Genomic DNA, 24373 nt, shown 5'->3' on the forward strand with positions numbered 1-24373 from the left:
ACCGTGCAGACCCTCCGTCGGCAGAAGTCCACTTGCAGAGGGGACAGCTCGAACTGCGTCGAGACAGCCACCACCCCGGCCACCGTCCACGTCCGCGACTCGAAGGACGTGTCCGGGCCCCGGCTTGCCCTCTCCCATGCCACGTGGGTCGCCTTCATCGCGTACGCCGACAAGCTCGGGGACTCGGAGCTCGGCTCTTGAGCTCCCGGCACTTTTCCGGTGGCCGTAGGGCCACTCGCAAAGAAGCAGGCGGCCCCACGGCCACCGGAAAGCCGGGGCTGCGCGAACAGACGTGACGTCAGCCTCGGTGCGCCCTGACCCCGGGCCGCCGCTTCCCGCTGTCCGGCCACAGCCGGCCCCACATCGTGGTCATGATGAGGATGCAGACGTTGCGCCACGGACAGATGGGCCTCAGTGAGGTTTTCGAACTCGCAGCCCTTCCCCTTCGGGCCAGGCTGGAACCGGCCCAGCGCCCGCACGGTCTGGTGGCGGTCGCCGCCGGAGTCGTGCACGAGGACGATGACGCCCTCGCCGCCCTCGGGTGCGGTCCAGACGACCGTCTCGCCCCGATGCCGCGTTACACCGCGTCCTGATCGACACGGCCGCCCCGGTGGCGCCTGCAGCCCCCTTCAAGCCGCTGAACAGCAGCACCGGGCACCGGCAGACCTCCACAGCCACCGCAAGGATCACGCCACCCCCTCGAGGGGCACTCCGGTTCCCCGCGAAAAGCGGTACGCAGAATTCCGCCACGTCCGCCTCGTAGCCGCCGAGACGTCCGCCGGGAAGCCGAGGCTCCATCCACAGGTCAGCAACACATTTGCGCAATCTTTGCAGCAATCCAATTCAAGCCATTATTCGATCAAGCCTTCGATGTAGTTGACCTATCCATGTAAAAGTTGTGGGCATTTTCCGTCAGATTCGAAAAAGGAGTTGACGTGGATCGTCTTAGATCCCTCGACCCGAGAACCGAGCGCCCGGGCCGGCGCAGGAGGGTGCGGTCCGTCGCCGTCCCGTTGGCCCTGGCCCTCCTGACCCAGACCGCCCTCGCCCTGGGGGTGGCCCCGGCCTCCTCTGCCGCCGGCTCCGATCCGTCCGCCACCGCGGACGCTCCGGTGGCTCCCGCCGCCCAGCGCGAGGAGGCGAACGCACGTGTCGCCGCCCAGGCCCAAGGCCGGCGGATCGAGGTCACCGGCGCCCGGACCGAGTACTCCACCCTGTGGGCCAACCCCGACGGCACCATGTCCGTCAAGACCTCGGCAGGCCCGGTGCGTTACCGGGAGAAGGGGCACTGGGTCGACGTCGACCTCACCCTGGTGAGGAACCCGGACGGCTCCGTCTCCCCGAAGGGGCACCCGGGCGGCCTTCGGATGGCCGGCCGAACCGGTAAGGCCGGGGGCGACCTGGTCACCCTGGGCCGGGGCGAGAAGGAGGTGTCCCTGGGCTGGAAGGGTGCCCTGCCCGAGCCTCGCCTGGACGGCAACGAAGCGACGTACGAGAACGTGCTGCCGGGAGCCGACCTGGTGGTCCGGGCGACCCGGACCGGCTTCGAGGAGTTCCTGGTGGTCGCCGACCGGGAGGCCGCCGAGCGCGCCGCGACCCTGACCCTCCCGGTGCGCACGAAGGGCCTGAAGGCGAAGGAGGCAACAGGCGGGGGCCTGGTCCTGAACGACAGCCTCACCGGCGAGGAGGTCGGCCGGACCCCGACGCCGTTCATGTGGGACTCCTCCGCCTCCCACCCCGACGCGCCGGACAGCCGTACCGCCCGGGTCGACCTGGACGTGACCGGCCACGAGGACGGCTTCGACCTGGTCGTCAAGGCGGACCAGGACTTCCTGGCCGACAAGGACACGCGGTACCCGGTCACCATCGACCCCGCCGTGTACCTCACCAGCAACCTGGACACCGAGGTCGTCCAGGGCGACAACAGCGACCACTCCGCCGACTACGGCCTGAACGTGGGCCGGGAGTACGGGAAGACACCGGCTCGCGCGTTCATCAACTTCCCCCGGTCGTACAGCTATGACATGACCGGGCAGGACATCATCAACGCCGAGCTGGACCTCTACACCCTCTGGTCGGACGTCTGCACCCAGCAGCCGTGGGAGATCTGGGACACCGACTCGGTCACCGCCTCCGCCACCTGGGACAGCACCCAGACCGCCTGGCGCACCAAGGTGAAGACGTCCCTCCAGACCTTCGGCGGCCCCGGCTGCGACGCCCAGTGGATCAACGAGGACATCACCGGGCTGGTCAAGCAGTGGTCCAAGACCAGCAAGTCGGTCGACACGATCGGTCTGCGGGCCCAGGACGAGAACAACACGGACCAGTTCAAGATCTTCGCTTCCTCGGACAGCGAGTACACCCCCGACATCCTGGTGACCTACGAACCGGTCACCGACCCCTCCCGGGACCACATCGACTACTGGAACGACGTCCTCCTTCAGACCTTCCGCCAGGTCGGCGGGGCTCCAGGACCTCTGTCCCGCGCGGGCGCCATGGTGCACGGGGCGATCTACGACGCCGTCAACTCCGCTCGTTGTGCCGAGAGCAGCAAGCTGTGTCTCGGTGAGGCCTACCTGGTGAAGGCGACCGCCTCCAACGGCGCCGTGCCGGACGTGAACAGCGCGATCGACCAGGCCGCGTACGCCGTGCTGAGCTCGGTCTACCCCGCCCTGGACTTCTCCGACGAACTGGCCACGGCCAGGTCCACCATTCCCGCCGCGGTCACCAGCGCCCAGCGCACGGCCGGCACCGACGTCGGTCAGAAGGCCGCCACCGCGATGATCAACGCCCGGCAGAACGACGGTTCGGGGTCCACCGCGGTGTACACCGGCTCGCAGGAGCCAGGGTTCTGGCGTCCGACCAACAACGACGACCAGGGCAACCCTGTCACCGGCTCCACCCCGGAGTGGGGCAAGGTCAAGCCGTTCGCCCTCCAGTCGGGCAGCCAGTTCCGGCCCTCGGGCCCGGGCGGGCACACCCAGATGAGCACCCTGCTGGCCAGCCAGGAGTACGCCGACCAGGTCAACGAGGTGAAGGAGGTCGGCAGTACCGATTCCACCACGCGGACACCGGACCAGACGGAGGCGGCGAAGTTCTGGGCCAATGACCTCGACGGCACCTACAAGCCGCCGGGGCAGCTCCTCGAGCAGACCCAGACCGTCGCCCGCAACATGGGGGTCTCGGCCTCCGGCAAGGCGAAGCTGCTGGCGCACACCGCCTTCGCCATGGCGGATGCCGCCATCGTCGCCTGGGACACCAAGTACCTGACCGACATCGACCTGTGGCGACCCGAGAGCGCCATCAACGTCGGCCTGGGGAACACCGGCTGGAGGCCGCTGTCCCCGGACGTCAACGGCGAGCCCTTCAGCCCGGACTTCCCGGCCTACGTCTCCGGTCACGCCACCTTCGCGGGTGCCTGGGCCCAGGCCATGCGGGACTGGTTCGGCACGGACGCCATCAGCTGGACCGCCACCACCGACGACCCGAACTCGGTCGGCGTGACGCGGAACTACTCCAGCTTCTCCCAGGCCGCCGAGGAGAACGCGATCGCCCGGGTGTGGCTCGGCGTGCACTACCGCTGGGACGGCACCGAGGGCGTGTCCAGCGGCGGCAAGGCGGCGGCCTACCTCGCCGCCAACGAGCTGAAGCCGAACACCTCCAGCAGCTGGGTCGCCTACGACACCATGTACAACCTCAACGGCTGCGAGGAGCTCGGCAAGCGCCTGGTCGCCGAGCACCGCTGGACCGCGTACGAGTGCCGGCTGACAACCGACCCCGAACACATCCTCTACGTCAAGTGACGGGCGGACGATGAGAGAGGACACCACCATGCGTGTACGCAGAACCACCTCCCGGAAGGGCCTCGGCCGCCTGACCACCGCGCTGATCGCCGCGTGCGCGGCCGGTGCGCTGGCGACCCCGCTGGCCCTCGCCGCCCAGGCCGAGGACGCGCCGACGGCCACGGCGGCGGGCAAGCAGGGCGACCGCCTCCTGCCGGTGCCCGAGGTGCTCCGCATCTCCAGCGGGCCCTACGCGGGGTTCCAGTTCTGCGGGGACCCCGCTGGCGACCCGGTCGCCGGCACCGACACCCCTACCTTCGCGGCCACCCTCGATTCGGTCGCCCCGCCCGGTGCTCCGGAGGCCGGTCCCGGACCGCGCCGGAAGGTCTCCCTCGAGGTCGAAACGGCCGACGGGCAGCAGGTGATCCGCAAGGAGATGCTCAGCCAGTCCAGCCATGACGTGCTCTACCAGCCGCGCTCCGGCGTCCTCGACGACGGCGCCTACCGCTGGCGCGTCCAGGTGAAGGAGGCCGGCACGAAGACCCCGTGGACGGCCTGGTGCTCCTTCACCGTGCAGACGGGCTGACCAGGCACATTGCAGGAGCCTCCCCGCCCGCCGGACAAGGCGGGCGGGGAGGCTCCTGCGTGGGGAGGCACGCGGAGAACGCGTGGTCCCCGGGTACCGGTCAACGCACCGACATCACAGCGGCGTCACTGGCCGGAATCCATCCTTCGGCAGGTCTCACCAGCCACCCTTCCTCGGCCGCGAGCCGGGCAGCGGCTCGGCGGAGCGCGTCACATGCGGGGTGCACCAGGCCCTTTCGCCACACCAGTGACACGGGCGACAGCGGGACCGGGTCGACGAGGGGGCGCAGCACGGTCGAGGGCAGTGCCGGGAAGTCCACCACGGTGAGGATCGGGTGACGGGTCCTGGCCATGATCCGCTGGAACTCCTCGTCCCCGACGGCCAGCGGGGCGGGCGGCGCGAGCGCGATGTCCCGCCCCTCGAACAGCAGCCGGGCGAGATCCGTCCACTCCGTCGTGCGCGGGTTGCCGGCCCCGGCGTACACCGTCTCGCCGGCCAGCGCGGCGAGCGGCACCTCGGGCAGGGAGGCGAGCCGGTGGTCCTCGGGCAGCACGACCGCCATCGGCTCGTAGCGGACGGGCTGTTGGACGAGCCCGGACCGCAGGGCCGGGGCGAGCCCCGCGAACCGTCCGAACGACGCGTCGAGCCGCCCGGCGAGCAGCTCCCCCGCCGCCCAGGTCAGCCCGCTCTCGTAGCGGGCCATCAGCTCGTGGCCGGGGGCGAGTTCGCGGGCCCGGTGCAGCACCCGGCGCGGGGTCTCGAGGCCCGGGGAGTTGAGGTCCACGAGCAGGGGGCGGGCCTGCCCGGCGGCGGCGAGCAGGTCGTCCTGCGCCTGGAGCACCCGGCGTGCGTACGGCAGCAGCCGCTCGCCGTCGGCGGTGAGCGTCACCTGGCGGGTGGTCCGGACGAACAGCTCGCTGCCCAGCTCCCGTTCCAGTCGCCGCACGTCCCGGCTGAGCGCCTGCTGGGCGACGTAGAGGCGCACGGCGGCGCGGGTGAAGTGCAACTCCTCGGCGACGGTGACGAAGGCGCGCAGGAGGCGGGGGTCGACGGAGGCGGGGGCGGGCATCCCGCGAACTTACAACACAGGTGCGTGAATCGGCACCGGGAAGGTGTTGGACCGTCCGCACGGTCGCGGGCGACGGTGGGTGGCATGCCTCAGCCGAACCGCCGGGACACCGTCCTGCTCACCGTCACCTCCGACACCCTCGTCGCCGCCGACCTCGGCCCGCGCACCAGGGCCGACGACCGGGCGGGCGACCGGGAGAAGGGCCCGTACCGACGCCTCTTCGCGGTGCCCGGCGCCCGCGCGTTCACGGCCGGCAACCTCGTCGCCCGGCTGCCGATGGGCATGCTCAGCGTGAGCGCGGTCGTGATGATCGCCGGGACGCGCGGCTCGTACGCCCTCGCCGGCGCCGTCACCGCGACCGGCCTGGCGGCGACCGCGGTGGTCGCCCCGTGGATCGCGCGCCTGGTCGACCGGTACGGGCAGGCACGGGTCGCCCTGCCCGCCACGGTGTTCGCCGTGCTGGGTTCGCTCGCCCTGCTGCTCTGCGTGCGCCACGACGCCCCGGCCTGGACCCTGTTCGCCTCCTACGCCGCCACCGCCACGACCCCCAACACCGGCGGGATGTCCCGGGCCCGCTGGACCCACCTGCTGAAGGGGGACGCCGAGGCCCTGCACACCGCGAACTCCTTCGAACAGGCCGCGGACGAGCTGTGCTTCATGCTCGGCCCGGTGCTCGCGGCCTTCCTGTGCGGGGCGCTCTTCCCGGAGGCGGGCACCCTGGTGGGGGCCGTGCTGCTGCTGGCGGGCGTGGTGCTGTTCACCGCCCAGCGGTCCACCGAGCCGCCGGTCCTGCGGCGCGCGCCCGCCCGCGCCCCCTTCCGGGCCCCCGGCATGCGGCCGCTGCTGGCCGTGTGCCTGGCGACGGGTGCGGTGTTCGGCGCGATGGAGGTCGTCACCCTCGCCTTCGCGGACGCCCGGGGGCACGGCTCGGCGGCCGGCGTGGTGCTCGGCCTCCAGGCGGCAGGTTCCTGCGCGGCGGGCCTGCTGTACGGCGCGGTACGCCCCGCCGGGTCCGCGCGGTCCCGGCTGTCGTGGTGCCTGGTCGCGATGACCGCGCTGATGGTCCTGCCGCTGCTCGCGGCCGGCCTCACCGGCTCGCTCCTGGTGCTGGCGGGGGCGCTCCTGCTGGCCGGCATGGCCACGGCCCCGACGATGGTGACCACCATGACCCTGGTCCAGCGCTGCACCCCCGAGGGCCGGCTGAACGAGGGCATGACGCTCGCGGTGACCGGTCTGCTCGGCGGGATCGCCTGCGGCAGCGCGGTCGGCGGCTGGGCGGTGGAGCACGCCTCGGCGACGGCCGGGTACGGCGTCCCGGTGGTGGCTTCCGCGACCGCCCTGACCGTCTCCGTCGCCCTGTTCGGACGGCCGGGGTCCGGGCGGTCGAACCGCTCCCCGTCCGGACGGTAGAACCGTCTCCCGCCCGGCGGTGGAGCCGCTTCCCGTTCGAGTCGTCGAACCGCCCGCGAATTCCCGCACACCCCATTGACGCCCCCGCGTCCCCCTCATACCTTCACCCGTCGAAGCGCTTCGACATCCTTGCGGCATCCCCACGGACAGTGCCGGGTGAGGACCCCGATGGTGAAGATCACGGATGTGGCCCGGCGCGCCGGGGTCTCCCCGAGCACGGTCTCGTACGCGCTCAGCGGCAAGCGTCCGATCTCCGACGCCACCCGGCGGCGCGTACAGGCCGCCGCCCGCGAGCTGGGCTACCGTCCGCACGCCGGTGGCCGTCCCCCGGCCGGCCGCCGGTCGAAGGTGCTGGCCCTCGCGGTCCCGCTGCGCCCCGGCGTCCACGTTCCGGTGGTGACGGAGTTCGCGGTGTCGGTGGTCACCGCCGCCCGCGCCCACGACCACGACGTGCTGCTGCTCACCCGGGGGGAGGGCGAGGAGGGGCTCCGGCACGTCGCGGACGCGGGGCTGGCGGACGCGGCGGTGGTGATGGACGTCCAGCTCCAGGACCCCCGGCTGCCGCTGCTGCGCTCGCTGCCCCTGCCGTCCGTGCTGATCGGCGTTCCCGCCGAACCGGACGGGCTGACCTGCGTGGACCTGGACTTCCGGGCGGCCGGTGAGCTGTGCGTGGACCATCTGGCACGGCTCGGCCACCGGGTGGTGGCGCTGGTCGGCTCGCCGCCGGAGGTGTACGTGCGGCGGACCGCGTTCGCGCGGCGGCTCGTGGAGGGCTTCACGTCCGCCGCCGACCGGCACCGGCTCGTCTCCACGGTGCACCCGTGCGGATCCGGCCGGGACGCCGCCCGCGCGATCGCCGAGCGGCTGCTGCGCGAGCAGCCGGCGCTGACCGGGGTGGTCGTGCACAACGAACCGCTCCTCGACCCGCTGATCGACGCCTTCGAGCGGCTCGGCCTGCGGGTCCCCGGCGATCTGTCCCTCACCGCCGTCTGCCCCGCCCCCGTCGCGGGCTCGGCCCGCGTCCCGGTCACCTCGGTCACCGTGCCGTCCGCGGAGCTGGGCACCCGCGCGGTGCACCTGCTGGTGCGGAAGCTGTCCGGCGCCCCCGTGCCGCAGACCACCCTGCTGCCGCCCCGCCTGACGGAACGGGCGAGCACGGCGGCGCGGGTGCTCGCATGACAAAGGCCCCGCCGCTCTCGCGACGGGGCCTTTGCCCACATGGGGTGGAGTGGAGATGGCGGGAATCGAACCCGCGTCCAACGGTGCGGAACCAGGGCTTCTCCGTGTGCAGTCGGCTGTGCTTTTCTCGGCCCCGGAGATCACGCCGACAAGTCTCCGACGGGCCCAGTCACTGTGTGGTTTCCCTCTTCACCCCGTGACCGGGATCGAGGTTTAGTTCCCTAGCTGATGCCAGGATCCGGGTCGGGAACACCCCCGGGCTGACACTCCCTTTAAGTAGGGGAGCCGCTGCTCGCTACCTGAAGATCAGGCAGCGAGGGCGAGCTCGCCCTGGGAGATGGATCGCTTGGAATTGGCGATTATTTTTTTCGGCCTGTGGTTTACGAGATCATGGCCGCTTCCTCGACACGCTTCCCCTGCTTCGACAGCCGCTGTCGAAACCGATCATCCCCATGTTGATTTCTCAAGGTGCGCACCCGCTGTGGGGTGCTGGCGCCATCGTACGTGACCAACGCCCGACGATGCCACCGTATTCCCGGCGGTCATCCCACCGTGGTACCGGGTTCAACGGTACCCGGTGCCGGTGTGTTCCCGCTCAGGCGCGCTGCTTCCGGCGGACCGCCGACATCGCCCGCTCGGCCTCGCGCCGGTCCTGCTTCTCGCGCAGCGTCTGGCGCTTGTCGTACTCCTTCTTGCCCTTGGCCAGCGCGATCTCGATCTTCGCGCGGCCGTCCTTGAAGTACAGGGCGAGCGGCACGATGGTGTGGCCCGTCTCCTGGGACTTGGACTCCAGCTTGTCGATCTCCTCGCGGTGCAGCAGCAGCTTGCGCTTGCGCCGGGCGCTGTGGTTGGTCCAGGTGCCCTGGCTGTACTCCGGGACGTGCACGTTGTGCAGCCACGCCTCGTGGTCGGTCAGCTGGACGAAGCCGTCGACCAGCGACGCCCTGCCCTGACGCAGCGACTTCACCTCGGTCCCGGTGAGGACCAGACCGGCCTCGTAGGTGTCGATGATGAGGTAGTCGTGCCGCGCCTTCTTGTTCTGCGCGATCAGCTTGCGCCCTTTTTCCTTAGCCATAGTGCGGCCCATTTTCGCACTACGGAGGGGGTCCGCGGGAAGCCGATTACCGACCCGGCGCGGCGCCGGCGCTACCTGCTCGGTCCGCCCAGTCCGTCCAGGACCGTCCCGGCCCGCTCGAGCGCCTCGTCGTCGGCCTCCAGGTCGGGGGTGAGGCCGCGTCCGTCGACGCTCCGGCCGGAGGGGGTGCGGTAGTGGCCGACGGTCAGCTCGGCGACGGAGCCGTCGGGCAGCTCGGTCGGCATCTGGACCGATCCCTTGCCGAAGGTGCGGGAGCCCACCACGACCGCCCGTCCGCGGTCCTTCAGGGCACCGGTGAGGAGCTCGGCCGCGCTCATCGTCCCGCCGTCGACGAGCGCGACCAGGGGCCTGGAGGTGTCGCCGCCGGGCTCGGCGTGCAGGGCGCGCTGCTCGCCCTCGACGTCGTAGGTGGCGACCAGGCCGCCGTCGAGGAAGGCGGAGGCCGCGGTGACCGCCTCGGTGACCAGGCCGCCGGGGTTGCCGCGCAGGTCGAGGACGATCCCGGCGTCGGCCGGGGCCCGCCGCACGGCGGTGCGGACCTCGTCGCCGGAGCCCTTGGTGAAGGCGGCGACCTCGATGACGGTGATCCGGTCGGCGGTCTCCCGGACGGTGACCGTGTCGCGGGACAGCCGGGCCCGGCGCAGGGTCTCGTTCCACGTGCGCGTGCCGCGCTCCAGACCGAGGCGGACGGTGGTGCCGGCGGACTCGCCGGTGCCGTCCCCGCGCAGTAAGGAGACGACCTCGGTGACGGGGCGCCCGTCGACCTCCTCGCCGTCGACGCTGCGCAGCCGGTCGCCCGCGCGGATCCCGGCTTCGGCGGCGGGGGTGCCGCTGCCGACCTTCGTCACCTCGATCCGGCCGTCCCGCTCGCGGGCCCACAGGCCGACGCCGGTGTACCGGCCGTCCAGGGCGTCCTCGAACTCCTCGTACTCGTCCGGGGAGTAGACGGCGGCCCAGCGGTCCCCGCTGCGGCTGACGGCGCGCTCGGCGGCCTCCAGGGGGGAGGTGCCGACGGTCATGGCCTCCTGGGCCGCCCGGGCGACGTCCGCGCGGCGCCCCACGGGTGCGGCCGGACGGGCGTCGTCGGCCGCGGTCTCCCGGTCGGACACGGGCAGGTTGCCGGTGGCGGCACCGGCGACGAGCACGCTCGCGAACACCAAGGTCAGGGCGGCGCCGCGACGGATGCGGCGGGGCTGACAGAACAGGTCACGACCTGACATGCCGGTGAGTCTAGGACAACACGAAGGGGCGTACGGCCGGTTGGCCGTACGCCCCCACGGGGCAAGAGTCACACCTTCAGATACTTGCGCAACGCGAAGAAAGCGGCCAACGCGGGCATCAGGAAACTCGTCACGAGGATGAGCGGCAGGTACTTCAGCACCGCGTCCCAGCCGATGAAGTTGATCAGGGTCAGCTTCTCCGACAGGGCCAGCCCGTGATCGATGATGAAGTACCGCCCGATCACCAGGAACCCGCACGCGAGCGTGCCGCCGATGAGTCCGGCGACCGCGGCCTCCATGATGAACGGTGCCTGGATGTAGAAGCCGGAGGCGCCGACCAGACGCATGATCCCGGTCTCGCGGCGACGGCTGAACGCCGAGACGCGCACCGTGTTCACGATCAGCATCAGGGCGACGGCCAGCATGAGCGCCATCAGCGCGCGGGCGGCCCAGTTCATGCCGTTCAGCAGCTCGAAGAGGTTGTCCAGGATGCCCTTCTGGTCCTGCACCGACTGCACGCCGTCACGCCCGTCGAAGGCGGTCGCGATGACCTGGTACTTCTCCGGGTCCTCCAGCTTGATGCGGTACGACTCCTGCATCTGGTCCGGCGTGAGGGAGCTGGCCAGCGGCGAGTCGCCGAACTGCTCCTTGTAGTGCTTGTACGCCTCGTCCTGCGACTCGTAGGTGACCGTGTCGACGACCGACATCTTCTCCAGGTCGGTCTTGATCTGGCTCTTCTGGTCCTCGGTCACCGCGCCCTTGGCGCAGTTGGGATCGGACTCGGCGTCGCTCTTGTTGCACAGGAAGATGGAGACGTTGACCTTGTCGTACCAGTAGCCCTTCATGGTGCTGACCTGGTCGCTCATCAGGAGCGACCCGCCGAACAGGGCGAGCGACAGGGCGACGGAGACGACGACCGCGAAGGTCATCGTCAGGTTGCGGCGGAGACCGACGCCGATCTCCGACAGGACGAACTGGGCGCGCATGGCGGGTCCTTCAGGCCTTTCCGTGGACGCGATAGGGCGCGATCAAGGGTGATCAGTGCTGGTAGCCGTAGACGCCGCGCGCCTGGTCGCGGACGAGGCGGCCCTTCTCCAGCTCGATGACGCGCTTGCGCATCTGGTCCACGATGTTCTGGTCGTGCGTCGCCATCACCACGGTGGTGCCCGTCCGGTTGATGCGGTCGAGCAGCTTCATGATGCCGACGGAGGTCTGCGGGTCGAGGTTGCCGGTGGGCTCGTCGCAGATCAGCAGCTTGGGCCGGTTGACGAAGGCCCGCGCGATGGCGACGCGCTGCTGCTCACCGCCGGAGAGCTCACCGGGCATCCGGTCCTCCTTGCCGCCGAGCCCGACGAGGTCGAGCACCTGGGGCACGGACTTGCGGATCTCGCCGCGCGACTTGCCGATGACCTCCTGCGCGAAGGCGACGTTCTCGGCGACCGTCTTGTTCGGCAGCAGGCGGAAGTCCTGGAACACCGTCCCCAGCTGGCGCCGGATCTGCGGCACCTTCCAGTTGGAGACGCGGGCGAGGTCCTTGCCCAGGACGTGCACCTGCCCGTGGCTGGCCCGCTCCTCGCGGAGGATCAGCCGCAGGAAGGTGGACTTTCCGGAGCCGGAGGACCCCACGAGGAACACGAACTCGCCCTTCTCGACCTCCAGGGAGACGTCCCTGAGGGCAGGGCGGTTCTGCTTGGGGTAGACCTTGGACACGTTGTCGAATCGGATCACGGATGCACCACGGGTAGCCGGGGGTAGATGAGCGTGACCATACGCGAAGCGGAAGGACGACCGCAGTCACCGTCCGGGGTTGCGCGACACTTGCGCCTTTTGTGACGGATGTGCGGCACCCGAAGGGCCCTCGCGACCTCGTACGGCCCCGCTGCCGGGGGCAGGATACGGGGGACCGCGCCGTTTACCGCGGAACCTGGCACAGTGGAGGGGAACGTTCGCGTGGTCGTGGGCGTTGTGTCGATGGAACCGGTGTGAGGAGGGCGAGCGCATGACGTACGACCGGCTGGTGTGCGCGAACTGCGCCGCGCCCGTGAGCGAGGGCCGGTGCCCGGTGTGCCGTGCGAACCGCGAGCGGCTGCAGCAGGAGAACTTCTTCGCGGGGCTGAACCCCATGGCGCTGGTCGCGCTGCTGGCGGTGCTGGTCGCGGCGGTGGCGCTGCTCGCCCACCAGACCGCCTGACGTCGGCCTGACGCCGGGGACGAGACGTACGAGGGGCCCGGAGCGCGGTGGCGCTCCGGGCCCCTCGGCCTACGTCATGCGTACGCCGCGTACGCGCGCGGCCACCGTCAGGCGGCGGCGCCGCGGCCGGCCATGAGGCGCGGCAGCACCCGGAAGCCGATGCCGCCGGCGATCATCGTGGCGGCACCGATCACCAGGAAGGTGGTCTCCATGGCACCGGTCTCGGCGAGCTCCTTGCCGTCACCCTGGGTGGAGGGCGCGGGGGCCTCGTCACCGGTGTCGGTCAGCGCCGAGGAGCCCTGCTCCTGGGGGGAGGCGCCACCGTCGGGGTCGGCGGCGTTGCCGCCACCGTTACCGCCGCCGTTGCCCGGGGTGGTCGGGTCCTCGATGGGCTCCTCCGGCTCGGTGGGCTCGTTCGGCTCGGTGGGCTCCGGCTCGGTGGGCTCCTCCGGCGCGGTCGGCTTCCCGGTGGGCTCCTCGGGGGTCGTGGTCGGCGGCTCCTCGGGGATCGTGGTCGGCGGCTCCTCCGGGATCGTGGTCGGCGGGGTCTCCGGCGGGGTCGGCCCGCCGGTCGAGTCCTCGTCGTCGAGGTCCGCGGTGACACCGAGGCCGACGCCCTCTTCGCCCGCCTGGGCGCTCACGCCGATCTCGAGGGCGGAGGCCGCGCCGGCCGCGGTCAGCGAGGCACCGGCCGCGATCACGGCGCCGGCCGCGATCCGAGCGACACGGATCCGCGTCTTCTTGGTCATGTGGTTGCTACCCCCAGTAGCTCATCGTCAATGAGGCCGCGCTCGGAGCCGTGATCAACGGGGGTAACTGCGGTGAAACGCCCCCCGGTTCACATGCGCCCCAGAGATACGCATGCCGCGCTTCACCCTTCCGATTTTTCAAAAGAACGTCAAGGCCGTTGCGTACGCGATGTCCGCCTACGCACGCTTTGCCGAATATCGCGGCCGTGAGTGTGATGTAAAACCCAGACATCCCGACACGGGAAAGGCAACCGCCGCCAGGAAGGCGGCAGTTGCCTTGTCGACAAAGCGCTGCTCGCGCGGAGGGTTACTTCTCCTGCTGCTTGCGCCAGCGAATTCCGGCCTCCAGGAAGCCGTCGATCTCACCGTTGAACACGGCCTCGGGGTTGCCGACCTCGTGCTCCGTGCGCAGGTCCTTGACCATCTGGTACGGGTGCAGCACGTACGAACGCATCTGGTTGCCCCAGGAGTTGCCGCCGTCGCCCTTGAGGGCGTCCATCTTGGCCTGTTCCTCCTGGCGGCGCCGCTCCAGCAGCTTGGCCTGGAGGACGTTCATCGCGGTGGCCTTGTTCTGGATCTGCGACCGCTCGTTCTGGCAGGAGACGACGATGCCGGTGGGGAGGTGCGTGATGCGCACCGCGGAGTCGGTGGTGTTCACGCCCTGGCCGCCGGGGCCGGAGGAGCGGTAGACGTCGATGCGCAGGTCGGACTCGTCGATGTCGACGTGGTCGGACTGCTCGACGACGGGGAGCACCTCGACGCCGGCGAAGGAGGTCTGCCGCCGGCCCTGGTTGTCGAAGGGCGAGATGCGCACGAGGCGGTGGGTGCCCTGCTCGACCGAGAGCGTGCCGTAGGCGTAGGGCGCCTGGACGGAGAAGGTGGTCGACTTGATGCCGGCCTCCTCCGCGTACGACGTCTCGATCAGCTCGGTCTTGTAGCCGCGCTGCTCGGCCCAGCGCAGGTACATGCGCTGCAGCTTCTCGGCGAAGTCGGCGGCGTCGACGCCGCCGGCCTCGGCGCGGATGTTGACGAGCGCCTCACGGGCGTCGTACTCGCCGGAGAGGAGGGTGCGCACCTCCATCTCGTCCAGCGCCTTCCTGACCGCGGCGAGCTCGGACTCGGCCTCGGCACGGGTGTCCGGGTCGTCCTCCTCCTCGGCCATCTCGAAGAGCACGGCGAGATCGTCGATCCGGCCGCGCAGCGTCTCCGCCTTCCTGACCTCGGCCTGGAGGTGGGAGAGCTTGCTGGTGATCTTCTGCGCCTCGTCCGGGTTGTCCCACAGGGACGGCGCGGCCGCCTGCTCCTCGAGCACGGCGATGTCTGCCCTCATCTTGTCGAGGTCCAGGACGGCCTCGATCGACTCCATGGTCGAGGAGAGGGACTTGAGCTCTTCGGATACATCGACGACTGCCACGCCCTCCAGCGTAACGGCTCCGCCGGGCGACCCACGCCGGGCGCGGGCCGCGAAGAGGGCGTACCAGGTCAGGGCGTCGCCGGGGCGGATTTCTCCGTGTCCTGGGAAGGGTCCGTGCCGTCGTCCGAGCCGGCCAGCCAGGCGCCGACGCCCGCCGCCGTCGCCAGGACCACCGCCGCCACGGCCAGGGTCAGGCGGCGCCGGCGGGTGATCGCGCGGTTGCGGGCCGAGCCGGGGCGGGGGGCGCCGGCCGCGCGGGGGGCCCGGGCCGTGCCGCGGGCGCCGCCGGCGAGCTCGTCGGGGGCCGGCACCCGCATCGACGTGTGGGTGTCGCGGTTGGAGTCGGTCGGCCGCGCGCCCGGCACCAGCGGGACCGCGCCGCGCCGCCGCACCGGCGCCCCGGCGGCCGGGACCGGGCCGGACGCCCGGTCGTCCTCCGCCGCCTCCTCCGTCAGCCCGGTGTCCGGCTCGTCCACGTCCAGCGGCGGCATCCCCGCCAGCATCGGCAGCAGCTCCCGCAGCCGCGCGGCCAGCTCGGAGGCGCGCAGCCGCGACGCCGGGGCCTTCGCCAGGCACTGCACCAGCAGCTGCCACAGCTCGTCGGGGATGCCGGGGAGGGGGACGACGGTCTCGGTGACGTGGCGGCGCAGCACGGCGCCGGGGTGCCCGCCGCCGAACGGCGTGAAGCCCGCGAGCAGCTCGTACAGGACCGTGGCCAGCGCGTAGATGTCGACCGACGCGCGCGGCGGCAGGCCCTCCACGATCTCCGGGGCCAGGTAGTCCGGCGTCCCGATGATCTTCGTGGCACGGGTCCGGCGCGGGGTGTCGATGAGCTTGGCCACACCGAAGTCCGTCAGCAGCGCGCGGTGCGAGCCGCCCGGGCCCAGCGGGCCCTGCATGTCCAGCAGCACGTTCTCCGGCTTGACGTCCCGGTGCACGACCCCCGCCGCGTGCGCCGCCGCCAGCCCGTCCGCGACGTCGGCGGCGATCGCCACCGCCGCCTCGGGCGCGAGCCTGCGCTCGCGGTCGAGGCGGGTGCGCAGGTCCGTACCGCGGACCAGGTCCATGACCAGGGCGAGGTCGTTGCCGTCGACCACCAGGTCGCGCACGGAGACGACGTGCGGGTGCTCCAGGCCGAGCAGCGCCGTCCGTTCCTGTACGAAGCGGCCGACCAGCTCCTGGTCCGAGGCGAGGTCCTCACGCAGCAGCTTGATGGCGACGGGCCCCTCGGGGCCCTCGCCCAGCCACACCGTGCCGGCGCTGCCCCGCCCGAGGATCTGGTGGGCGGTGTACCGGCTGCCGATCTTCCGTGCCAAGACTGCTCCTACCGACGCGTGTTGCCGCTAAAACTACGCGTCCGGGGAGCCGGCCTTCACAACGGATCCCGAAATCAGCCCTCAGATGTCGACAAATCAGCAAACACGCCGGACCGGTCGGCTCAGCCGGACCCCGAGGAGCCGCCCAGGTCCTCGATCCAGCCCGTCACCGTGCCGAACCAGTCGGTCAGCTGTTCCCAGTAGCCCTTGCCGGTGCCGATCCACTCCTGCAGCGGGCTCAGCTCCCAGACCAGCCATCCGGCGACGAACAGGATGACGAGGGTGAACAGGCACCCCTTCAGACAGCCCAGCCCGGGGATCCGCATCGGGTTGGCGCTGCGCTGCCGCTGCCGGGGTTCCCGCGCGGGGCGCTGCGGCTCCGGCGCCGGGGCGTACCGCTGCGGCTGGGGCTGCTGAGGCCGCTGGTGCTGCGGCGGGGGCGGGGGCGGGGCGTACCGCTGGGGCTGGGGCTGCTGCGGGTAGCCGTACCCGGGGCCGGGCTGCTGGGGCCCCGGCTGGGGCTGCCGGCTCCGCTGGGGCGGCTGCTGCGGCCGGGCGACCTGCCGCTGGGGGCGGCGGCGCAGCGGGTCCTGACCGGGGTCGAGGTACTGGACCTGGGTCTGCTCGTTGCGGTCCCGGGCCGCGCGCATCTGGTTCTGCCAGGGGTGCGGGTCCTCCGGACCGGGCTGTCCGGGCTGCCCCGGGCCTCCCTGACCGCCCTGCCCGGGCGGCACCGGCGGCATGACGGCGGTCGGGTCGGCCGCACCGCTCTGGGGGAGCACGGCCGTCGGGTCGGCGGCGCCGGCCGGACCGCCGGTGTGCGGCAGGACGCTGGTCGCGGCATTGGGGTCGGGGGCGCCGTTCGGGTTCTGCGGCAGCACCTGGGTCGGGTCGGCGGCGCCGGGCGCGCCGGGCGCGCCGGGCACCGGCGCGGGCGCCGGGTCGGGCGCGAGGAGCGCGCCGACGTTCTCGGCCGCGGCGATCTGCGCGGAGTTCGCGTGCACGCCGATGCCCTCGGCGACGACGCGCAGGCCGCGCGCGAGGTTCTCGGCGCTGGGCCGTTCGTCGGGGTTCTTGCGCAGGCAGCGCTCGATGACCGTCCACAGCGGGTCGGGGACGGTGGAGGGGCGGCGCGGTTCGGCGCTCAGGTGCTGGTGCAGCACCTCCAGGGCGGAGCTCCCGGAGAACGGCGGGCGGCCGGTGACCAGTTCGTAGAGCAGGATGCCGGCGCCGTAGATGTCGACGGCGGAGGTCTGCGGGCGGCCCTCGGCGGACTCCGGCGCCACGTACGCGGGCGTGCCGACGAACTCGTGGGTGCGGGTCAGGCCCGGGGAGTCGGCGAGGCGGGCGATGCCGAAGTCGGTCAGCATCGGGTGCATCTCGCCGTGCTCCTGCTTGAGCAGGACGTTGGCCGGCTTCAGGTCGCGGTGCACCACGCCGTCGGCGTGGCTGGCGGCGAGCGCGTCGGAGATCTGGGCGGTCAGCAGCGCGGCGGCCACCGGGGTGAAGGGACCGTTCTCGCGGAGGTGGCGGTGCAGGTCGGGACCGTCGATGAGGTCCATGACCAGGGCCAGCAGATCGCCCTCGACCACCAGGTCGCGGACCCGGACGATGTTGGGATGGGTCAGCCGCAGCAGGACGGAGCGCTCGCGCAGGAACCGCATCACGACGTCGGCGTCGTTCGCGAGCTCCTCCTTGAGGACCTTGATCGCGACGGTCTCGCCGGGCTGTCCGGGCACGGCCGCCTCGGCGCCCGCCGTCTCCCGCTGGCGGGCTCGCCAGACGGTGCCCGTGGCGCCGCGCCCGAGCGGCTCCTCGAGCAGGTACTTGCTGCCTACCGGCCGCACGTCATGCGCTCCCTGCTGCTTGCTTGGCCGGCGTACACCGTGGTTCGCCGTGCTGCGGAATGTTCCGACCCACTCTAGTGCCGCCTCGCGGGATACCGGCTTGCCGAGACGGGGCCGATCGGTCCGCCGCCCCGGCGTCGTCCTTCCGTGGGTCCTGGGTACCGGTACCCGTCCGTGTCCGAAGGAAAGACGCTCGACCCGGTCCGTTGGTTGCCGGATGCCGGACGTGACCGATCTCAAGTGATCCCGGAACGATCACCGGCTCCGCACCGGTCAGGCATTTTTGCGGGCAGAGCCGACCAATCAAGATCATTTGATGCCGGGCGGCGGGCGCGTTGTCGGTGGCAGGTGCGAGGATGCCTCCCAGTACTGGCCGTACGTGCGCGTGTGGCGGTGGGGGAAGTCCGCGGAGGGGGACCGCGGGGCGGCTTCGTCCCCCCGTGTCGCGGGCGCCCGCGCAGAAGGGACCGCTGACGGCGATGCAGATCCGGCTGACCGTCGTTGACCCGCTGGGCCCGTCCTCCCCCGCGCGGGACCGGGCCGCGAGCCGCGACGTACTGGTCACGGCGCCCGCCGGCACGGCCCTGGCCGCGGTCGCCTCCGCGCTGGCCTCGGCGGCCTCCGGCGGTGACGGCGCGTCCGGCTCCTCGGGCGCCCCGGTGCTGTACGCCGGTGACCGGCGGCTGGACGCCCAGCGCTGCACGCTCGGCGAGCCGCCGCTGATCGACGGCGCGGTGCTGGCCGTGGGCGCCCCGGGCGAGCCGGAGCCGCACCCCGAGCTGGACGACGCCCCGACCCGCCTCCACGTCGTCGCCGGTCCCGACGCGGGCGGGGTGCACCTGCTGCACGGCGGCGAGATCCGCATAGGCCGCTCCGCCGACGCCGACGTGCCGCTCGACGACCCGGACGTCTCCCGGCTGCACTGCGCGGTGACGGTCGGCCCGGACGGCCGGGTCTCGGTGGCCGACCTCGGCTCCACCAACGGCACGACGCTGGACGGCAGGCGGGTGGGCTCCCGCCCGGTCCGTTTCGCACCGGGCGCGCTGCTGCGGATCGGGGAGTCCGCCCTGCGGCTCACCCCGTCCGCGGGACCGGCGGCGCGGGCGGAGACGACGCCGGACGGCGAGGGGCACGTGCGCGTGCCGGCGCCCCGGCACGGGCGGGCCGACGGCGCGGACGCCCCCGTGCGCGGGGCGGCGCCGTCGGCGCCCACCCACCACGCCCACGGCGCGGGCGGAGCCCCGCAGGTGCCGGGACAGGGCGGGGCGCCGGGGATCGAGGGCCGTGGGGCGGACCCGGACCCCGGAGGGCACGCGGTGCACACGGCCGTTCGCGGGGACGCGCCGCGCCTGCCCAAGGGGCGCCGCGTGTCGCAGCCGCCGTCCCCGGACGGGCGCGCGCACCCGGGCCGCTCCGTCCCGAACCCGCGCCCGGGGGAGCCCGGCGCCGCCGGTGAGCGCCCTTCCGTGACGGAACCCGGCGCGACCGGGGGCGGAACGCCCGGCGGCGGCGCTCCCGGCCGACGGCCCGGCGGGGCGACCGGTCCGACGTCCGGCCACCTGACCGGTGACGCCCCCGCCGCCGTCCGGGGCGGGACGCCCGACGGCGCGTCCGGCCTCCTCACCGGCCCGACCACCGGACCCGCCACCGGCCGCATGCCCGGCGGCGCGCACGTCGACCCCCGGGACGAGGCACCCGGCGCCACACCCGGTCAGGTCGCCGGCGGCCCGACCACCGGACCCGCCACCGGCCGCATGTCCGGCGCCGTCCCCGTCACCGCTGCGCGCCCCGCCACCCGCAAGGGCACCCCCGTGCGCGGCACCGACCTCCCCCCGGCCCCGGGGGGACGCAGGCGGGGCGGGCTCACCGCCTGGGCGCGGCGGCTGGCCGGCGGGCGGCAGGAGCAGGCGGCGGACGCGCGGGACGCGTACGGCGAGGGGGCGGCCGGCGCCGCACCCGGGCCCGGCGCGGCCGCCCCCGCCCTCCCCGAGACCTGGCCGGACCCCGCCACGCTGCTGCTGACCGCGCTGGGCCCCGGCCCCCGGTTGTGGGAGCGCGGACCGGACCACCCCGAGGTCCTCGCGGTGCGGCTCGGCACGGCCGACCGGGCGGCGCCGGACGGCTCCGGCCTGCTGCCCGCCGTACCGGTGACGTCGGGACTGCGCGAGGTCGGCGCGCTGGGACTGGCCGGTCCGCGGGAGCGGCTGGCCGGGCTGGCCCGCGCGGTGCTGGCCCAGCTCGCCGCGCTGCACTCCCCCGATCTCCTGGAGATCGTCCTGATCGCCGCGGACCGCTCCCGCCCCCTCGAGGAACGCACCGCCGAGTGGTCGTGGCTGGGCTGGCTGCCGCACGTACGCCCGGGGCACGGCCAGGACTGCCGCCTGCTCCTCGCGCACGACCACGAACAGGCCACCGCCCGCGCCGAGGAACTGCTGCGCCGGCTGGAGGACCACGACCACGCGACCGGGGCGGCCCCGGCCCTCCCCCCGGCGGGGCGGGCCGCCGCGGCCGCCCGGCGTCCCTCCTGGGCCCGGGGCGGCGACGGCGGCACCGACGGGACGGACGGCTTCGCGGGGCCGTACACCGTGGTCGTCGTGGACGGCGACCCCGGGGGCGCCGAGCTGCGCGCGGCGGTGGCACGGCTGGCCGTGGAGGGGCCGCGGGCCGGGATCCACCTGGTGTGCCTCGCCGAGACGGCCGCCGCCTCCCCGGCGTCCCCGGTGACGGAGACGTACGAGGCGGCCTGCGCGGTGGCACCGGGTTTCCGGGAGTGCGGTGCCGTCGCCCTGCTCAGCGGCGACGTGGCGACCGCCCTGCGGCTGGTGCGGGTGGCCCGGACCGGCTCCGGGGCGCCCTCCGGTCCCGTCGGCCACGGCACCGTCGCCACGGTCGACGCGGTCTCCCCCGCCTGGGCCGAGCGGTTCGCGCGGGCGCTGGCTCCGCTGCGCACGGACGGCACCGCCGGGCGGCGGCACGCGCGCGTGTCGGCGCCGCTGCCCCCGTCGGCGCGGCTGCTGGACGAACTGGGCCTGGCCCGGGCCACCCCGGCCTCGCTGATGGCCCGCTGGGCGGACGCGGCCGACGACACCCAGGCGCTCGGCGGACGCGTCACCGCCGTCCTGGGCGCCGGACCGCGCGGCCCGGTCACCGCCGATCTCGTCGCCGACGGGCCGCATCTGCTGGTCGAGGGGCCGCCCGGCAGCGGCCGTACCGAACTGCTGCGCGCGGTCGTCGCCTCGCTGGCCGCCGCCGAGCGGCCCGACCGGCTGGGCGTCGTGCTGGTCGACGGCCGGGGCGGCCCCGCGACGGACGACGGGCCCGGCGAGGGCCTGCGCGTGTGCACGGACGTCCCGCACGTCACCACCCACCTCACCGCCAACGACCCGGTGCGCATGCGGGAGTTCGCCCAGTCGCTGAGCGCCGAGCTGAAGCGGCGCGCCGAGCTGCTCGGCCGGTCCGACTTCGCGGAGTGGCACACCGGGCGCGAGCTGTCGGACCGGATGGTCGCCCAGCGCACGGCCGCACGGCGCGGCGCGGCGGGCACCGGCACCGGCACCGGCACCGGCGACGAGCACGACGGGGACCTGGAGCCCCCGCCCAGTTCGACGCTGCGGCTGCGGCCGGGAGCGGCCCGCCGCCAGGCGGAGGCCGCGCCGCCGCTGCCCCGGCTGGTGGTCGTCGTGGACGACCTGGACGCGCTGGTCTCCCCCGCGCTCGGTGCGCCGGGGCGGCCCGCCGCCGGATCGGTGATGCGGGCGCTGGAGGCCGTGGCGCGGGACGGGGAGCGGCTGGGCGTGCACCTGGTCGCGGCCACCGGCCCGTGCGCCCGTACGGAGCAGACCGAGCCGGTGCGGCGGGCGACGGTGCGGGTCGCGCTCGACGCGCCCGCGCCCCCCGGCCCGGACGCACCGGCACCGGGGCGCGGCCGGCTGACCCGTCCGGACGGCCGGACGACCGCGCTCCAGGGCGGGCGGGTGACCGGCCGCATCCCGCGGACGGCGACCCTGCGCCCCACGGTCGTGCCGCTGGAGTGGCACCGCATGGGCGACCCCCCGGCCCGCCGCCAGGTGCGGGAGCTGGGCAACGGCCCGACCGACCTCGCCCTCCTCGCCAGCGCGCTGGAGCGGGCCGCCCGCCAGGTCTCGGCGGCCGAGGTGCCGTCGCTCCTGTGACCTGCTCCCCGGTCCGGGGTGCGCTCGACCACCCGGCGGTGGCGGCCCGCCAAGGGCCGCCACCTCCTGGCGGGGCGGGGTGGCCGGTTCCCCGGAGGCGTCCCCCGGCCTCCGTCCGGGGCGGGGGTCACCCGCCGGCGGCCCGGCCGGTGGCGGCGACCACCTCCCGGGCGATGTCCACGACCGTTCCGCCGTCGGCGGCCACGCGCACGGCGTCAGCCGGCGTCCGCTCCTCCGGGAGCCGGGCCGTGCGGAGGCCCTTCCGCACCTCCCGCTCCAGCTCCGACCCGCGCCCACGGCCCGCCGGTCGCTCGGCGACGGTGACGTCGGCGGCGGTGAGCAGGACCCGGACGGTCCGCGGATCCGCCCCCATGGCGCGCTCGAGCACGGCCGTCTCCTCGGGCAGCGCACTCACGGTGTGCGTGCGGACGGGGCGCCGGCGGCCGAGCCGGCGCAGTTCGCCCACACCGTCGTGAGGTTGCGCCCGGTGATCGCCGAGCGGCCGGGGCCCCCTCCGGCGCCGGATGCGCCTGTCCCGGGACGTCGCCCTCGATGACCGCGCGGGGAACCGCAGCGGCACGCGACCGCGCCGAAACCTCCCAGGCCGGCGTCGGCTTTCCGACGCCGGCGCGCCCCCGACGAACAGTGCCTCCGCACGGTCCATGGCGGCGGGCCGGCTCGCAGCCGCCCCGTGCGACCGGAAGAACCGCAGGATCGAGGTCTGCGGCCGGTGTGCCGGACGCACGCCGGGCCCTCCGCGGGAGTCCCGGCGACACCCGCACCCGCAATGTGACGCGTCGTCACGAAGTGATCACAATCCCCTACTTGACACGGGACGCGCTCTTGCCGCCCTCGCCCTCCGGGCGTAGACCAGAGCGCACGGGACAGCGCTCGACGTTCGACGAGGTACGAAGAACGGGGCAGTGATGCGCAGGACGAGCAGGATCATCCGGATACGCAGGTCGCCCGACGACCACGTGACGACTCCCCTCACCCGCAGGACCGCCGCGGTGCTCGCCGCGGGTGTCCTCGCGGTCTCGCTCACCGCCTGCGGGGGTGGCGACGACGACAGCGGCGACGACGACAAGGGCGGTGGCACCGAGGAGACCCGCACCACCGTCACCCTCCCCAAGCTGGACGGCGCGCGCCTCCAGGTGGCCGCCGTGTGGACCGGCGCCGAGCAGGCCAACTTCAAGAAGGTCCTCGCGGAGTTCGAGAAGCGCACCGGCGCCAAGGTCACCTTCGTCCCCGCCCAGGACCCCATCATCAACTTCCTCGGCTCGAAGATCGCGGGCGGTGCCCCGCCGGACGTGGCGCTGCTGCCGCAGCCCGGCGCCATCAAGCAGGCCGTGGACAAGAAGTGGGCCAAGCCGCTGGGCGCCGAGGCCCGGGCGGAGCTCGCCGAGAACTACTCGCAGGGCTGGCAGGACATCGGCAAGGTCGACGGCGAGCAGTACGGCGTCTACTACAAGGCCGCCAACAAGTCGCTGATCTGGTACAACACCCAGGTCTTCGAGAACGCCGGCGCGAGCGAGCCGAAGACCTGGGACGAGCTGCTCACCACCGCGCAGACGGTGTACGACTCGGGCGTCACCCCGTTCTCGGTCGGCGGCGCCGAGGGCTGGACGCTGACCGACTGGTTCGAGAACGTCTACCTCTCCCAGGCCGGTCCGGAGAAGTACGACCAGCTGGCCGGACACGAGATCAAGTGGACCGACCCCTCGGTCAAGGAGGCGCTGACCACGCTGGCGGAGATCTGGGGCAAGAAGGACTACGTCGCGGGCGGCGCGAACGGCGCACTGCAGACGGGATTCCCGGAGTCCGTGACGCAGACCTTCACCGGCGGTGACCAGCCCAAGGCGGCCATGGTCTACGAGGGCGACTTCGTGCAGGTCAACATCGGCGAGACCGAGGCGGAGGTCGGCACGGACGCGAAGGTGTTCCCGTTCCCGGCGGTCGGCGACACGGCGCCCGTGGTGTCCGGCGGTGACGCGGCCGTGATCCTGAAGGACTCCGAGGCGGCGCAGGCGCTGGTGACCTTCCTCGCCTCCCCGGACGCGGCGATCGTCCACGCGAAGCTGGGCGGTTACCTGTCGCCGAACAAGAACGTGCCGGACTCGGCGTACCCGAACGCGGTGCAGCAGAAGATGGCCAAGGCGCTCGTCGACGCCGGCGACGACTTCCGCTTCGACATGTCCGACCAGGCCCCGCAGGCCTTCGGCGGCACGCCCGGCAAGGGCGAGTGGAAGGCGCTGCAGGACTTCCTGAAGAACCCGCGGGACGTCGCGGGGACCCAGGAGCGGCTGGAGGCCGACGCGGCCGCGGCGTACGGGAACTGATCC

General features: G+C 73.3%; 18 protein-coding genes and 1 other RNA gene. 8 read left to right on the forward strand and 11 right to left on the reverse strand.

The annotated features are described in order from the left end of the window. Window positions 1–3: 3 nt before the first annotated feature. The 3 genes from FHS37_RS25900 (at window position 4) to FHS37_RS25910 (ending at window position 4368) form a co-directional block, all read left to right on the forward strand. A complete protein-coding gene (locus tag FHS37_RS25900) occupies window positions 4–201 on the forward strand; it encodes a DUF397 domain-containing protein (RefSeq protein WP_184825402.1) in 198 nt (65 codons plus the stop codon). A 734-nt stretch (window positions 202–935) separates the two neighbouring features. Then, window positions 936–3803: a DNRLRE domain-containing protein gene (locus tag FHS37_RS25905; RefSeq protein ID WP_184825404.1), complete on the forward strand. Its 2868-nt coding sequence runs from the start codon at window positions 936–938 to the stop codon at window positions 3801–3803. A 28-nt stretch (window positions 3804–3831) separates the two neighbouring features. Next, a complete protein-coding gene (locus FHS37_RS25910) occupies window positions 3832–4368 on the forward strand; it encodes a hypothetical protein (RefSeq protein WP_184825406.1) in 537 nt (178 codons plus the stop codon). Between the two features lie 100 nt (window positions 4369–4468). Here the strand turns inward: FHS37_RS25910 and FHS37_RS25915 are convergent, their stop codons facing one another. After that, a complete protein-coding gene (locus tag FHS37_RS25915; RefSeq protein WP_184825408.1) occupies window positions 4469–5437 on the reverse strand; it encodes a LysR family transcriptional regulator in 969 nt (322 codons plus the stop codon). Between the two features lie 84 nt (window positions 5438–5521). Between FHS37_RS25915 and FHS37_RS25920 the strand changes: the two genes are divergently transcribed. Next, window positions 5522–6847 carry an MFS transporter gene (locus FHS37_RS25920; RefSeq protein ID WP_184825410.1) on the forward strand — a complete coding sequence of 442 codons (1326 nt, stop codon included), beginning with the start codon at window positions 5522–5524 and terminating at the stop codon, window positions 6845–6847. A gap of 168 nt (window positions 6848–7015) precedes the next feature. Continuing rightward, entirely contained in the window at window positions 7016–8026 is a 1011-nt protein-coding gene (locus tag FHS37_RS25925; protein ID WP_184825412.1) for a LacI family DNA-binding transcriptional regulator, read from the forward strand. A 47-nt stretch (window positions 8027–8073) separates the two neighbouring features. On the opposite strand, the gene ssrA is transcribed toward FHS37_RS25925, so the two are convergent. The 5 genes from ssrA to ftsE all read right to left on the reverse strand — a co-directional run bounded on the left by ssrA (window position 8074) and on the right by ftsE (window position 12070). Continuing rightward, window positions 8074–8478, reverse strand: a transfer-messenger RNA (tmRNA) gene (gene ssrA / locus FHS37_RS25930). Window positions 8479–8621: 143 nt separating this feature from the next. Then, window positions 8622–9101, reverse strand: coding sequence for an SsrA-binding protein SmpB (gene smpB, locus FHS37_RS25935; RefSeq protein ID WP_184825419.1), 480 nt, complete (start codon window positions 9099–9101; stop codon window positions 8622–8624). Window positions 9102–9172: 71 nt separating this feature from the next. Then, entirely contained in the window at window positions 9173–10342 is a 1170-nt protein-coding gene (locus tag FHS37_RS25940; RefSeq protein WP_184825421.1) for a S41 family peptidase, read from the reverse strand. Window positions 10343–10410: 68 nt separating this feature from the next. Next, window positions 10411–11328 carry a permease-like cell division protein FtsX gene (gene ftsX, locus FHS37_RS25945; RefSeq protein ID WP_184825423.1) on the reverse strand — a complete coding sequence of 306 codons (918 nt, stop codon included), beginning with the start codon at window positions 11326–11328 and terminating at the stop codon, window positions 10411–10413. 52 nt (window positions 11329–11380) lie between these two features. Next, window positions 11381–12070 carry a cell division ATP-binding protein FtsE gene (ftsE, locus tag FHS37_RS25950; RefSeq protein WP_004987389.1) on the reverse strand — a complete coding sequence of 230 codons (690 nt, stop codon included), beginning with the start codon at window positions 12068–12070 and terminating at the stop codon, window positions 11381–11383. A gap of 271 nt (window positions 12071–12341) precedes the next feature. Here ftsE and FHS37_RS25955 point away from each other — a divergent pair, with 271 nt between their 5' ends. Further along, entirely contained in the window at window positions 12342–12533 is a 192-nt protein-coding gene (locus tag FHS37_RS25955; protein ID WP_029385712.1) for a hypothetical protein, read from the forward strand. A gap of 107 nt (window positions 12534–12640) precedes the next feature. On the opposite strand, the gene FHS37_RS25960 is transcribed toward FHS37_RS25955, so the two are convergent. From FHS37_RS25960 to FHS37_RS25975, 4 genes are all read right to left on the reverse strand, one after another. Continuing rightward, complete coding sequence (locus FHS37_RS25960; RefSeq protein WP_184825425.1) at window positions 12641–13282, reverse strand: hypothetical protein; 642 nt, start codon at window positions 13280–13282, stop codon at window positions 12641–12643. Between the two features lie 307 nt (window positions 13283–13589). After that, on the reverse strand, window positions 13590–14696 hold the full coding sequence (prfB, locus tag FHS37_RS25965) for a peptide chain release factor 2 (protein ID WP_184825427.1): 1107 nt from the start codon (window positions 14694–14696) through the stop codon (window positions 13590–13592). Window positions 14697–14764: 68 nt separating this feature from the next. Continuing rightward, window positions 14765–16012, reverse strand: a complete 1248-nt coding sequence (locus FHS37_RS25970) for a serine/threonine-protein kinase (RefSeq protein ID WP_184825429.1) — start codon at window positions 16010–16012, stop codon at window positions 14765–14767. Between the two features lie 122 nt (window positions 16013–16134). After that, window positions 16135–17859, reverse strand: coding sequence for a serine/threonine-protein kinase (locus FHS37_RS25975; RefSeq protein ID WP_184825431.1), 1725 nt, complete (start codon window positions 17857–17859; stop codon window positions 16135–16137). 479 nt (window positions 17860–18338) lie between these two features. On the opposite strand from FHS37_RS25975, the gene FHS37_RS25980 reads away from it, so the two are divergent. Continuing rightward, window positions 18339–22031 (forward strand): FHA domain-containing protein, encoded by a 3693-nt coding sequence (locus FHS37_RS25980; RefSeq protein WP_184825492.1) that lies wholly within the window; start codon window positions 18339–18341, stop codon window positions 22029–22031. A 127-nt stretch (window positions 22032–22158) separates the two neighbouring features. Here the strand turns inward: FHS37_RS25980 and FHS37_RS40850 are convergent, their stop codons facing one another. Continuing rightward, on the reverse strand, window positions 22159–22497 hold the full coding sequence (locus FHS37_RS40850; RefSeq protein WP_308439458.1) for a hypothetical protein: 339 nt from the start codon (window positions 22495–22497) through the stop codon (window positions 22159–22161). Between the two features lie 460 nt (window positions 22498–22957). Here FHS37_RS40850 and FHS37_RS25990 point away from each other — a divergent pair, with 460 nt between their 5' ends. Then, complete coding sequence (locus FHS37_RS25990) at window positions 22958–24370, forward strand: ABC transporter substrate-binding protein (protein ID WP_184825433.1); 1413 nt, start codon at window positions 22958–22960, stop codon at window positions 24368–24370. Window positions 24371–24373: the final 3 nt, after the last annotated feature.

The sequence above is a fragment of the Streptomyces griseomycini genome (genome assembly GCF_014203535.1).
GTDB classification, from domain to species: Bacteria; Actinomycetota; Actinomycetes; order Streptomycetales; family Streptomycetaceae; genus Streptomyces; species Streptomyces griseomycini.